Here is a 13,876-nt window from a genome sequence, read left to right on the forward strand (position 1 = left end):
CTCGATCTCGACCGGTTCAAGCTGTTAAACGACCTGTTCGGCCACGGGACCGGCGACGAAATACTGCGGCATGTCGCTACGCGCCTCGTCGAGCGGCTCGGTTCCGGCGTGCCGATCGGGCGCATCGGCGGCGACGAATTCGTCTTCATGCTCGCGAACACGGCGATCGACGATGCAATCGCGTGCTGCCGTGAACTCGTCCTGGCGTTGAACTCCGCGCCATTTCACGTCGATACACGAGCGTTCCAGGTCAGGGGGTCGATCGGCGTAGTCGAGTGCTCGCAAAGTGAACGCGTGCTGGACGCCCTCGCCTACGCCGACCGCGCGTGTCGCGCCGCCAAACGCGGCGGCAATGCGCGGCTCGTCGCACTGCGCAAGGGCGCGCCGGCGTTCGAGGAGCGCGCCGCCGAGATCAGTCTGATCGAGGCGCTGGGACAGAGCCGGCTGCCCGAAGGGTTGTTCCTCGTGATGCAACCGATCATGTCGATGCGCGCACCGGCAGAAACGCTCGATTTCGAGGTGCTGCTGCGTCTGCGCATGTCGGACGGCTCGGTGACCACAGCCGCGAAGCTTATCGCCGCGGCCGAGGACTCCGGCACCATCGTCGCGATCGACCGCTGGGTGCTCTCGACGACGCTCGCATGGCTCAGCGAGAACCGCGCGTCGCTCTCCACCACCTGTTTTGTGTGCGTGAACCTGAGCGGCGGCTCGCTCAACGACGAACACTTCCTCGACGAGCTATTCGCGCTGTTCTCGCGCCACGAGGACGTCGTCCATTACCTGTGCATTGAAATCACCGAAAGCGTCGCGCTGCACGATCTCGAGCACACAGAGCGCTTCATCGCGCGCGTGCACAACATGGGCGCAAAGATCGCGATCGACGATTTCGGCGCGGGTCAGACATCGTTACGCTACCTGAAGACGCTGTCGGCCGACGCGCTAAAAATCGACGGCGAGTTTGTACGCACGATGTGTAACCATCCGGCCGATATCGCGATCGTCGAGGCGATCATTACCCTCGCACGTAATCTCGGCATGCGTAGCATTGCCGAATGGGTTGAAGACCTCGAGACCTTGCGCGCGCTGAATGAACTAGGCGTCGACTACGTGCAGGGTTTCGCGATTGCGAAACCGCAAGAGGCCAGAGACATTCTCGCGGCCTCCTCCGCCGCGAGCTTCGTGACCAACGCCGAGCTCACGCGCTATCTGAAAGCACAGCAGACGCGTTACAGCGGCGCCGATGACCAACGCATGGAGCGGGAAAGCGCGGTCTAACGCGGTTCACCACGCGCCGGCCACTGGTGCGGTCGCATTTTTTTGCCGCGCCGGGTATCGATTGTAAGCGATGCTTGACTGACGTCTTGACGGGTTAAGATAGCCCTGTTCTCAACATTTCTGATGTCGGTGATGGCACTACGGAACGGTAAATATCTGGCCACCTGCAAGGAGCGGAACGCATTGTCCGCCGCGATGAACGGACATGGTGCTGTTTGGCCTCAGGCGCAATGCACCGTGGAGAAGGGACTTGCAATGTTTGACCGCGATGGAAAGCAAGTTTGGAGTTGTAACTCCGCGTACGCGGAAGTGCATTTCAAACTCTTACGAATCAGCTGATCACCGCCGGAACCGAAGGAATTTTCCACGGGAGTAATTCGTCAACGCGATTGACAGGATGGTCGGCAATCCGGGTAAGTACATGCCGAAGGTAGAACTCTGGATCGAGATTGTTTAGTTTTGCGGTACCGATGAGACCGTAGATTGCGGCCGCTCGCTCACCGCCGGAGTCTGCTCCAGCGAACAGATAGTTTCGTCGGTTATGCCAATGTCGGCATAAAGGAGTGAATTACCTGTTCGCCGGTGCGGACTCTGGAGGCGAACGTGCTGCCGCAATTTACAGCCTGATCGGCACGGCCAAACTCAACGGAATCGATCCCGAAGCGTATCTGCGTCACGTTCTCACCCACATTGCTGAGCATCCGATCAACCGCGTCAACGAACTGCTGCCGTGGGCCGTTGTATCTCAGCTATCCTAGTGTCCTGTTCCGTTGTTAACTGAACTATGTTTGCGTAGGATGTTGGTATCAACGGAACTGGAGATACCAGCATGCCAATGGGACGACCGAAGGTGGAGTTGACGTTGAGCGATGCCGAACAATCGCAACTTGCTTCGATGGCGCGTTCGCGCTAGATTCCGGCTGCGCTGGTTACACGGGCACGCATTGTCCTGGCTGCGGCCGCTGGCGAACCAAATAGCGAAATTGCCAGGCGCTTGCAACTCACACGTGCCACGGTGGGTAAATGGCGTGCCCGGTTCCTTGAACAGCGCATCAACGGTCTGTACGACGAAGTCCGGCCCGGCAAGCCTCGCACGATCGATGACGAGCGGGTGGCCGAGTTGATCCACAAGACGTGCATACCAAGCCTGCCGACGGCTCCACGCATTGGAGCGTACGCACAATTGCTGCGGAGACGACAATCTCTGCGACCAGCGTCCATCGATACTTCAAACTGCTGGGCCTCCAGCCGCACCGCAGCGAAAGCTTCAAACTGTCGACCGACCCGTTCTTCATCGAGAAACTGCGCGACGTGGTCGGCCTGTACCTGAGCCCTCCGGAGAACGCGCTGGTGCTGTGTGTGGACGAGAAAAGCCAATGCCAGGCGCTTGAGCGTACGCAGCCTATGCTGCCGATGGGCTTCGGTTACGTGGAGGGCGTCACGCATGACTATGTCCGTCACGGCACCACTACGCTGTTTGCGGCCCTGAACGTGCTCAACGGAGCGGTGCTGGCCACCTGCAAGCCGCGTCACCGGCACCAGGAGTTTCTGTCGTTCATGCGTGAGATCGACAAGGCGGTCCCGGCAGGTCTCGACGTGCACTGCATCGTTGACAACTACAGTGCCCACAAGCATCCCAAGGTCAACGCATGGCTGGCCGCGCGGCCTCGGTGGCACATGCATTTCATCCCCACTTATAGTTCGTGGCTTAACCAGGTGAAACGCTTCTTCGCGCTGATCACCGGCAAGGCTATACGTCGCGGCTCGTTCGGTTCCGTCAAGCAACTGATTAAGCGTATTGATCAATTCGTGTCCCACTACAACGAGAATTGCAAACCTTTTACATGGACCGCTTCCGCTGACTCCATCCTCGCAAAACTACAAAGACTTTGTACGCGAATCAGCGGAACGGAACACTAGTTGTTACCGCACTTAGCCTCCGCATCAATCTGGTTCCCACTACATTCTGGTGGGAACCAGATTGGCCATCCCGCAGTACCTGTCTAGACGGTACTGCCATGACGCTTACAGTGCACCGAGAGAAGGTTGATCCTCTGTTTCAGGCCACAGCAAGAGTGAGGCTGCAGCCTGCTAGCCAGCATAGCGATCAACGTTTCTTACTAGCACTAACTCGACCTATCCAATATTGATTGCAGTAGCACTCTTTGAATTCTCTTTATGAAACGGTAATTTATGAACTCTCGTCGCCGAGAACTGCATTAAGGCGTTATGTTTGGTCGACTCGATTAGGTAAGCAAGTGCACGGCAACCCTCTCACTTCGGAGAAAGGAAGAATTGCGTGGACGTTGCGGACGCTCTTCGAGTGGCATCCGCAGCTGTTCCATGTACTGGCGGATCACCGCCATGGGCGCCTGGTCGCGGCCCCCCACAAAATAGAAAGGCAACCAAGGCGAACCACCCCACAGCTTGCGTCGGATGCTGAGGGTAGTTCATTCGATTCGAAACGCCGTTCAGATTCGTTCACTGCCCCCCTCGGCAATGCCCGCCGCGGCCACCTGCGCAACACGCCTGCTGGTGACCTGCCCCGCTCCCGTTGATTTTCGACCGGTTAGGCGCGCGTTCGAGCCGCCTTGGGTTTGTTGCGCAGGTACACAAAATGATAGAAGGCGAAGGAGAGATCCGCGTGGGTGAGCACGTCTGCTTCGCCAATGGTGGCTATGTTGAACTTGAGACGCTTGATGGCCAGCTTGCCAGAGGGAGATGCAATGTACGCGCGCATGAAATCTTTCCTCGCGCGCGCGTCAGCTTGGTCGAACGCTTCGCGACCAGCGCGGACCTCGTCGGCTAATCGCAGCTTGGCTTCTTCCTCACGAGCTGCGCTGTTCGCTTCAACGGCGATTCTCGTGTTGACTCTGGCAGTCACCTCTGCCTGTTCTTCCGTGGCTTTCTGGGCCAGTACCGTTTTCATCCGGCGCTCAGCCTCTGAAAGCTTGTAGCCCTCAGTGATGGCCTTCATCAGATAGCCGGAGGGACTCTTTGTCACCTTCGCGTCATCAATCTTCGCGCGGGTGTATTCGATTGCATCAAGGATGCGTTCATCGGACCAGATGGCGCGGTTCTGCGAGATAATATTGAACTGCTTTTCGGTGAAGCCAAATTCGGTTTTCAGCGTGGTGTAGGTTTCCTTCAACCCAATTAAGCTCGCGCGGACGGTGTCGGCCCCTTCCTTCCTGGAAAGCCTGAAGCGTATCCGGTCAATCTTCTTGGACTTGGGGCTTTCGGTGCGAGTCTCGTAGCTCAGCTCGATGTCAGAGACCTCGTTGATCTGCTTTACCGCAGGCTCGAGACTGTCCCGCTTGAAATATTTGAAGACCGTTGCGCTGGAACCCGCTTTGCCTGGCCAGTTTCGGATCAAGTCAATTTCAAACCAATCCGTGATGCCGTCCGTCACGTACGCAATGACGTGGTCGTAGATTGCACGTGCGTAAGTAAGGGTGAAGGCCGACGTGATGCGAAGGCTCAACCAGTGAGACTTTTCCGGGTCCTTAATGTGGCGGATGAGCGGTTGCGGGACTTCAAATGTTATGCGTCCTTTGTCGATACCGACAATGCCGAGCAACTGCACGGAAACCCATTTTTCGTGTTCTGGCGAGGTGCTACCCTGCGGTGCCGCGGACACTTGGATGAGTGCCTTCTGTGCTTCGGATACGACTGCTCTCAGATGTTTGTAGTTGTAGCTGTCGTAACGCATGAGCCACCTGAAGTAGCTTAGTTCAACGTCGTAGTATTTCGGTGTTGTTGACTCCTGCGCCACGATGAAATGCGCTGCATCAAGCAAGCGACGCGCTGTGACTCCGACGTCCGCGACATCAACGAAAACGTTGTTCCGCTGATAGCCGATTTCCTTGGTTGACTTATGGATCGGCGTGTCGGTCGCCAACATCTCCTCAAACAGTTCGAGCGACATCTGGCGCGATGTGGCGCGAGCCGATACGTCAGTGGACATCGTGGCCCTCTTCTATTGGTTGCTAGCCGCGGGAGACTCTAACACGCGTAGGTGAGATGTCAAAACAAAAAGGCTCACCATGAAAACGCTGTTTCAACAATTCGGCTCACCCACCTTCGCAATCAGTCAAGTCGACATTGATGCTCACCATGGCGCCGCGAGCATGCTAGTCGGTCCATCGTCGAGCCGTTGGTTTTGTGTTTTAAAGTCTTAGAAATAACGAACCCACAAACATACAGAGAAAATCAAACTCCTGAAAAAACAATGAGTTAACCAGAGAAAGGTGAGTGTTTTTGTTTCAGAGGTGAGCCCTTTTGCGGGCAAAGGTGAATGAAATTCCCCTACGAGAGTGAAGTGTTTACCCGCGCAGGGTGAGATTTCCTGTTGCCGTCGGCATCATGGTGAGATGAATTGTTGAAGCCTTCCTCGAAGCCGACAATGCGTTATGTGCCGGGGGGTTCCAGCGATCATCCTTAGGAGGTGGTGAGGTTCTTTGTTGATGACGGTGAGTAAATTTGTGCTGGGCAGGGCAACCCACGGTCGGACCAAGAGAAAAGCATTAGTGCCTCGGTGGTTAGGGAGTAGCCCCGGCTGCTTCCGATCTTCCGGCGTGGTGATCAGGAGAGTCGTGGGGGGCTGCCAAGTTGTGCTCTCCAGGCCATGTGGTGAGGGATTTTGTGTAATCGTCGACGCCGCTGATCCATGGTGAGCTGAATTGTGAGGTGGGCCAGCGAGGCGAGTAATGGTGAGAAATCTTGTGGGGTGTCTTGTCGTTCCGGCTGGTTTTGATGCACCGCAAGACTAATCGCGCCCTATCTATGTTTCGGCTCGGACTCGCTCGCCTCTTGTTGTTCCGTTTTCAACAAAACTTCTCACCCACCTTCCGGACCGGGTCGCCACTGGTTCAACAATTTCCCTCACCATGACATTTCAAAACGCATGTATAGAACCCTCCAATATCGACACGAGTTCTTCCCACATTATGAAATAAATAGACATTTTTGGTTTCAAGATAGCCACTTAGCTCAGTTTTCTAAGAACTGAGGTTAACTTAGTGGCACTGTTTTGTATTTTTCTAGTATTCTACGCTTTGTCTCGATTTCGGACTAAACCTTAAAAACCATGTCTAAAGCAGAATTCCCGGCAATAACGCGAAGAGTGACCTTGGGTGAACTTGCGGGTTTCGCGGAGACGCTTAACACGCTCACGGAGGACTTGCGCAACAGTATCCTGACGCCAAAACCTCGAAAAGCGGCCCCATCGTTCACTACGGCGGAGGTCGCCGAGCTTTGCGGATTGGATCGCACGAAGATTCATTACCAGGCCACAAGGGAAGGGAGCACGTTGCCGGCGGGTGAGGCATCGGGTACTGGTCGTAGCCGCCATTTCACACTGGCCGAGGCACGGACTTACGTGCAGCAACTCTCCGAAATATACCAGTCGCCGCTGGTCACCGGGTCGCGCGGTGCGGACGGGAAGGTCATTCTCGTGGCCAACTTCAAAGGAGGTTCGACCAAAACAACGACGTCTATGTGTCTTGCGCAAGGATTGTCGCTCCGCGGTCGGAGGGTGCTCGCCATTGATCTGGATCCGCAGGCATCACTTTCCGAACTTTGCGGACTGTATGCAGAGAAGGAGGTTGATGAGGATTCGACGGTTTTACCGTTCATCTACGACCAGACCATCGAAGGCGGACTGTCATCATTCGTCAAGCAGACCTACTGGGACGGTTTGGATGTCATCGCAGCACACCCCTCATTGTTCAGTGCGGAGTTCTACATCCCATCGATGCTCAAGACCAAGCCCAGCTTTCAATTCTGGGCAATCCTGCGGGAAGGTCTCGCGCCGCTTCGCAGCCAATACGACTACATCATCCTCGATACGGCGCCTTCATTGTCCTACCTGACGCTCAATGCGCTGATGGCTGCCGATTCGATGGTCATGCCGCTGGTTCCGGAAAGCCTCGACTTCATCAGTTCGGTGTCGTTCTGGGGGCTGTTCTCCGACATCGCGCGTAACTTCATGGAGAAGGAGGCCAACAAGGCCTACGACTTCATTTCTGTCATCCTTTCAAAGGTCGATAACAGCCCGACTTCGTCGGCATCTGTGGTTCGTCCATGGACTCAACGGGCATACGGTGATTGGCTGTCGACAACCGAAATTCCGGCAAGCTCGGCGATGAGTAGCGGCGCGCTTGCACTGTCGACGGTGTTTGACCTGAGCAAGAAGGACGCGAGTTCGAAAACAGTCGAGCGGGTTCGCCATCCGCTCAGGGAATACTGCAAGTGGATTGACGACATGTACGTCGAACAGTGGAGGCTCGGCAAATGAACATCCGTGCTCGAATGGCCGAGCAGACCGCCAATCTGCGGGCTGCTTCAGATATCCCGAAAGACGAGGTCACTGCCTCCAAGCCAACAAACGATAAACCGAAGACCGGGCCAGGGATGGCTGCCGCCTTGGCCGCGGCCAATATTAAGATTCAGGAGCTGGAGACGCGCGGTGCGCAATCTGTGCTGCCCGTATCAGAGATAGTGCCGAATCCGTGGCAGCCTCGGAGGGTTTTCAACGAGGCGAAACTATCTGAACTTGCAGAGTCCATTCGCGAGGTCGGGCTGCTACAAGCAATCGTCGTTCGCCGCGCAGAGTCTGCCTATCAGATTGTTGCGGGCGAACGGCGCTGGCGCGCGCACAAGCTAGTCGGACTTGAGGAAATCAAAGTCCTGGTTGTTGATTGCACGGATCAGGATATGGCCGTGCTGGCGCTGGTGGAGAACATCGGTCGGGATGACTTGGCCGACTATGAGATTTCCATCTCCATTCGCCGTACCGCAAAAGAATTTCCGAATCGCACACGCTTGGCCGAAGCAGTCGGCATGAGCCGGCGAGGGCTGTACCGATACCTCGCATTCGACGGCCTACCCGCGTTCATGACGAACGATCTCGATATCAATCCCACGCTCATTGGTGGCAATGCCGCCGATGCGATTTCGAATGTCATCAAGAAACATGGTGAGAATGCAGTAGCTGCTGCCCGCGAGCTTTGGCCGGATGTTGTATCAGGAAGTCTGGACCAAGGTAAGTATGCGCCGGCAATTGCTGCGTTGCTCGGCCGTCGTGCATCTAGCACAACGGCTCGCGAGCGTTCAATTGAGAAGTTCTTTGCGGGAAATACTCACGCCGGCAGCATTACCAAGGACGTGAACAGCTTCACCGTAAAAATCAAAACGGGCGTCCTCTCAGATGCACAGGAGACCCGGATTCGTCAGGTCATCAGCGAATTGTTTAACGGCGATCCCTCTTGAGTGAGTTCATCGCCAATGGATCTGGAGCCCGCCTCGATGCGGGCTTTTTTTCGGCTGTTTGATTCCGCATGCTATATCGTGGCCGCTTTACGCGACGGGGATTCAGCGCGCGGCTTCTTGAGTGGTCGGCCACAAATCCTGGCGTATCGGCGGCGCATAGTGGTGAACGAGAGTGTGCTACTAGGCACACTTTTCGGATGAGCCCTAACTTGCGAGGCGACCCGAATCGGCTGACCAGCCGTAAATTCGCCAGGTCCGCACGACGTTAGCCACCCCGCTCCATTACCTGCGGGGCGACGAAAGAGTGTGCTACTAGGCACACTCTTCGGCGGAGGCCTGTTCGCGGGGCAACCCATGTCGGCCACCCATGCGTAAATCCTCCACAAGTGCGGTCCACAAAGCGACAGGCCCAAACATAACCCTCATGTTCGGCTGTGCGGCCATTCATATCTAATGCTGTTGGGGAGTAGAAACGCTCAAACTCTCTCGCCATAGGTCGTTTTTTAGCCTACCCATAAATGAAAGTCTTCTGGACACGAGCATGCTGCAACGCTCTGAATCACATTTCTTGGAACTCCTTCGGCCGCAGCCTGAAGGTACAAACGTGTGCCGGAATGAGTGGCGGAAAACTTCGTGTAGCGACATCCGGTCAGCTCCGTAACGGTCGTCTATACCGACCAGCACCCGGTTATCGCCCAGTCAACCAGACGCGATGCCGCGCGCTGAATATCTGTCTCGGCCCCGACGGCATACATTCCGTCTGCCATTTTTGTACGGAGCGCAAAGAACGGAGCAAGAACGGGCGCAGCGGACGCTTAGATAGAACTGCAATCGAACTCCCGGTGCCCCAGTGCGACCTATGGCTGGCACGTAGCAAGGCTCATTGGAATCATATGTTCCCTTTTGCGCCTCCCTCCCCCCGGTCCACCGTAAGAACGGAAGATCGGTTCAATGCCTGTGCCGTGCATTGAAATCTGAAATTTGCCGTGTATCGCGCCCGCGGCATCCTCTCGCCACAGACTTGAGACATCGGTAAGCAGTATTAACTCGCGGGTTACTTGCCATTGCTTTGTTGCAGCCTGCCCACATCCGAGATCCAAGAAGCTCTGGACTGTTTCCCATAGGCCACCTGACAATGCGTCGCACATTTTTTTAGTTCATCGCGCTCGAGAATTATTGGGTCCATCGCAGCCTTCCATGGGTTGGCCGCCATCAAGCCTAGGTGCGCCCAGATCCCGACCCAACGAAGGAAGCGCCTCAACTCTTTTGTGTAGGCACGCAACGATGCGCCGGGTCTATCCAATGCCAATACGCGGCGTCGAGCGTCGAAGTCCCTCCTGCCTTCATCCCGCGTTGAGATCAGCGGCCGAACCCACATGCCGACTCTCCGATTCCCTTGGGCCGGGTTGCGACCAGCGCCGCAGTCTGGTCGACCAGTTCACGCTGACCTTCGTCAGCCGCGGGCCGCCGAGCGTCTAAGCCGAAGCCTTTAGATGGACGGCGAGAACGGATGAGCCATGCTTGACCTCCAGTTTGACCAAGGCAGCCAGCATGCGGCAGAGGCTTGGATCAACCCATACAGGCGTCGGATCGTCGCAGCCCTCGTTTTTTGCGAAGTAAAACCGCGCGATGGTCGGCGCCGGCGCGCGGGCAAAATGGGGCAAAGCTGCGAAGTCGCTATCGAGCGATAGATGCGAATTCGCGAGATGGTTTGAGTATGGGTCGCTAAGGTCATTACCTATCATTCGCAAGTTCCAAAAGCCGCCTGAGGTGTGCGAGTGGACGCAGCGGCGTGAAGGACGGCATGACAGCAGATCTTCCAATCGTCCACGACGTGAGGAACTGACTTCCCCAAAGGGTTGAAAAGCTGCTGAAAAAACCAAACACAAGGAGGCAGATGGCCGCGGGCCCTCATTGCACCGCGGCGATGATCCTTTCCTGAATGTTCTTCCTTGACTGTTTGTCGTGCAGGGTTGCCATCTCTCTCCGCTGGATTATGCGATGGACCCTCCAGCGGTCAATCCAAGGCTCCTCGCTTGGAGAGTCTGAGACCCTGTCAGAATTCAACAAGGCTTCGAAGACGCATGACGTCTGCTGGCCACGGGCCGATCGCGGATCTCTGAAAATATTCCGAATGATGGTCCCTCTAGTCGAATGCTCGCCGGGACTCTCAGTAAGAACGGGCGACATTGAAACCCAACCGTTGAGCAACTGGGTAACCGTCATGTTCGTATCAGAAAAGATCTTGTTGACCCTTGGATTGTAGTAACAGCCACGCGTCATGATCCGCGAATAGTCTTCGGGTTCGGATGGCCGATCAACAAAATCTCTCCGTCGTTGGTTAGCCGGTTCGTGGTGGGGTACTCCGAATGCCACGAAATGAAAAGAAGCCTCCATATGCCCCGTAATTTATGGCAGCTGTCGGATAGCGTGGAATGGAAAGAAGTTTTGATATGACCCCATTTTAAACTCATCGAGCAAGGCTGCGACGCGGCAACGTCAACACTTTCACTTCGCAGTCGGGAGAAATGAAAGCCTCAACTCGCGGTTGTCGGACGGAATGTCTGAATTCATCCGGAATGACAATTGCAGGTGAAATTGAGCTTCCGTGAAACATCGACCATCGAACCAGGAAACCTGGGAAAGCCAATGCTGACAGGGTAGTGCCGGTCCTCTGTGACCCTAATACTCCTAATGTTTCACGACGAAGTGCTCCGCGGGGATCTGTAGCCGGTCAAACCTAGGCTGACTTTTGGAGGGCGCACGCCGAGCCGAATGATCTGTAGCAAACGCTACGTATTGTGTAGTAACGCCATGAGCGCAGGAAATCTCCCGCCCCAGCTGGCCTGTAAAAGCCATTTGCCAAGCGCTTTTGTAATAAAACATAGGGACTTGTCTGAACTGGGGGCGTAACCGCGATCCCTCGACGACACGGTCAACGACGCTCGCTCGTAGTCCGCTGCCGCCAAACCCACTACGGGACGCTGGTGGACAACTTCGTCATGCAGTGGCTGCCGTCCTCGCAAGCGCGTTCGCAATCACCCATCGGTATCAATCTGCTCCCGCACCACGCAACGCCGTTTGACCTGCAGCAACCAGGCTGGCGAGGGTAGCGTAGTGCTCGAAATGCGGCGATTACTTGCCCGCGGCACCACAGTTGTCGCGCTCACCATGGACCCGCACCTGCCTTAGAGGAACATGATCGGTGACCCGTAGCTAGCTGACCAGTGCGCGGAATCCAAATGGCCGTCGGCCCGGATGCGGCGATAAGAGCCGTTCAAGGTGATGATACAACCGGCTGCGATCGATCCCTGTTGACTGTTCTATCTGTTTGAGCGATCTGCCGCGAACGTAGCGCACACGCGCCTCCGGCCCCGCCCCAAAGGTGCTGCGTGCCTCGTGATCGAAACCGGCACATACAACCGTCAGTCGTGTCGCGAGGTCAATTGCCTCAAATTCCGGCCTGCGGTGGTTCATGACTTTGTTTCTGCGACGATCAACGAAGTGAGCAGTGATAGCGTCTGCGTGTGCAGATCGGACGCACGAAGCCGCGCGGCGTGCAACGTGTCGAATTCGGCCATGCGGACCAGCACCAGGTCCACACCCGAGAACTCCCGCTCGTCCTCGAGCAACTCACGGGGCTGGGTCAGAAAGCACTCGATCGCTGGCTGCAAGGATCATGAACCGAGGCTCCTGTTTGACAAATGCAAGGCTGCACGCGGCGCCAGTTGTCGACCAAGCCCCGCGCAGCCGAGAGGTCACCCCGTGAAACTTTCCGCATGGGCAGTGCCGTTCCATCGAATCGACGGTGGGGCCCGTTTGTGCGGTCATAAAACATATAAATAAGGATAACAAAATATTATCGACCAACGTAACGAATCAAAAAACCGCCAAGGTGCTGCCTCGCGCCAACATCTGTAAAGCCGGGCCGGTCGCGGAAGATGACCATCGCAGGATTCGCTCGAAACAGAATCCCTTCATCAAGGAGGTCACGCCAGCTTGGACGAAAAACTTCGAATCGGTCCGCGCCACGGGGCGTGCACCGGCTCTTCGATGTGCAGGGAATTTTCCGTAAGATAAGGTCCTTACGGACGGGCCTCGAAGCTTAGGACACGAGGTGAAAAACTTAATGCGGATCTATAGAAACTGACGACTTTATTTCGTTCAGATTGCAAGAAAAAATATCACTGCGAAGGCGCGTTGGGCCGATATTTTGAGGCTCCGTCGGTGACACATTCAGTGTGGCCTAAGTCTTTGCCATCCAGAACATGTATGGCGGTTTTCGGAGAGGATGCCGCAACTGATTTAGGTTTCGGACCGCCTGGTGACGCAAATCGGAAATGCAGCGGATGATTCGCAGTCGTGCTGCTACTGTCGCGGCAAGTTGCCGTCTCCTGCTGTACCAGGCGGAAGACTCAAATCCGGACAAGCATACCCGCCTGCAATCGACCTCGAGTGGTGCACAACGCGACATCGGTGAAGAAACCAGGGCGAGTGCATGAGCAAGGCCGCCCGGAGAGAAAATCGCCTGCTTGCAGATCCGGTATCACGAACGAACCATGCGTCTGGTTGCCGAAACCGGCGGCCAGCGCAAGGCGATTGAATCGGTCGACGTCGACAGTCGCTGGTTCCACGTCATGGATAAATGGGCTAATCTGGACGACACATATCTCCTGACGCTACGAGGCTTTGGACAGCACAACGCATGGCCGGCTCAGGCGGCCATGCTGAAGGTCGATACCAGTACTGACCGGCCGGGCCGTGCGCCGACACTCTCCACGGCACAAACAACCCGTGAACTAACACAGGCGGTGCGTCTCCAGAGTCGCCAATGCCCCGCTAGGATTCGCCGCTCGCGTGTGAGATCGGTAGAGTCAAGGTGTAGGTGCGACACGTGTCGCCGTCAGCCGCGCGTAATGCGGCATGCTGTAGATGGTAAAGCTCTTTTTTGCCTTGTCACATTCAGCGGTCGAAGTTTGGAGGTTGAAGCCGTGACCTGTTGTACGACCAACAGTTGCCTACCTGGACATGCGCGACGGGAGACCGTCGGGTGTGAAGCTCCGGGGACAAAGTACCCTTCCGATGGACGGTCCACCTTGGTGACAAGGAACCGGCACTGCGAGCAGCGACGCGGTACAGGGACGAGGCAAGTTCCGCATGCGCAACTTAAGTGAACTGCCGATAAACCTCGTCACGACTGATGGGCCAAAGCTGCTGTCAGGCCCTGACCAAACGTAAGCGCGAATTAACGCACACCACAATGAGCCGGCGCGTAGGGCTAGATCATGCAGGAACTAATACGTCGCGCGGCTTGGCAACGTTGAACGGC

At 56.1% G+C, this 13,876-nt stretch carries 5 protein-coding genes and 3 pseudogenes; 5 read left to right on the forward strand and 3 right to left on the reverse strand.

Annotated features, from left to right (window positions below):
* A partial coding sequence (locus P3T25_RS47305; protein WP_429364565.1) for a putative bifunctional diguanylate cyclase/phosphodiesterase occupies window positions 1-1,275 on the forward strand: 1,275 nt, incomplete at its 5' end.
* Between the two features lie 331 nt (window positions 1,276-1,606).
* Here the strand turns inward: P3T25_RS47305 and P3T25_RS47310 are convergent.
* A pseudogene (locus P3T25_RS47310) lies at window positions 1,607-1,813 on the reverse strand (transposase domain-containing protein); the annotation flags it as partial.
* 28 nt (window positions 1,814-1,841) lie between these two features.
* Here P3T25_RS47310 and P3T25_RS47315 point away from each other — a divergent pair.
* A pseudogene (locus P3T25_RS47315) lies at window positions 1,842-2,033 on the forward strand (transposase domain-containing protein); the annotation flags it as partial.
* Between the two features lie 71 nt (window positions 2,034-2,104).
* A pseudogene (locus P3T25_RS47320) lies at window positions 2,105-3,195 on the forward strand (IS630 family transposase).
* A 649-nt stretch (window positions 3,196-3,844) separates the two neighbouring features.
* Here P3T25_RS47320 and P3T25_RS47325 read toward each other — a convergent pair.
* Window positions 3,845-5,242 (reverse strand): replication initiation protein, encoded by a 1,398-nt coding sequence (locus tag P3T25_RS47325; protein WP_200567610.1) that lies wholly within the window; start codon window positions 5,240-5,242, stop codon window positions 3,845-3,847.
* 1,122 nt (window positions 5,243-6,364) lie between these two features.
* On the opposite strand from P3T25_RS47325, the gene P3T25_RS47330 reads away from it, so the two are divergent.
* Window positions 6,365-7,573: a ParA family protein gene (locus P3T25_RS47330; RefSeq protein ID WP_266261742.1), complete on the forward strand. Its 1,209-nt coding sequence runs from the start codon at window positions 6,365-6,367 to the stop codon at window positions 7,571-7,573.
* A complete protein-coding gene (locus P3T25_RS47335) occupies window positions 7,570-8,547 on the forward strand; it encodes a ParB/RepB/Spo0J family partition protein (protein WP_429364568.1) in 978 nt (325 codons plus the stop codon). The genes P3T25_RS47330 and P3T25_RS47335 overlap by 4 nt, the downstream gene beginning before the upstream one ends.
* A 3,473-nt stretch (window positions 8,548-12,020) precedes the next feature.
* Here the strand turns inward: P3T25_RS47335 and P3T25_RS47340 are convergent.
* Window positions 12,021-12,221 (reverse strand): hypothetical protein, encoded by a 201-nt coding sequence (locus P3T25_RS47340; RefSeq protein ID WP_429364570.1) that lies wholly within the window; start codon window positions 12,219-12,221, stop codon window positions 12,021-12,023.
* Between the last annotated feature and the right edge of the window lie 1,655 nt (window positions 12,222-13,876).

Source organism: Paraburkholderia sp. GAS32 (assembly GCF_050434225.1).
Taxonomy (GTDB): Bacteria; Pseudomonadota; Gammaproteobacteria; order Burkholderiales; family Burkholderiaceae; genus Paraburkholderia; species Paraburkholderia madseniana.

Excerpts from the sequence above, each read along its gene's own strand:
- P3T25_RS47325 (WP_200567610.1), bottom strand. The coding sequence starts at position 5,242 with ATGTCCACTGACGTATCGGCTCGCGCCACATCGCGCCAGATGTCGCTC.
- P3T25_RS47330 (WP_266261742.1), top strand. The coding sequence starts at position 6,365 with ATGTCTAAAGCAGAATTCCCGGCAATAACGCGAAGAGTGACCTTGGGT.
- P3T25_RS47335 (WP_429364568.1), top strand. The coding sequence starts at position 7,570 with ATGAACATCCGTGCTCGAATGGCCGAGCAGACCGCCAATCTGCGGGCT.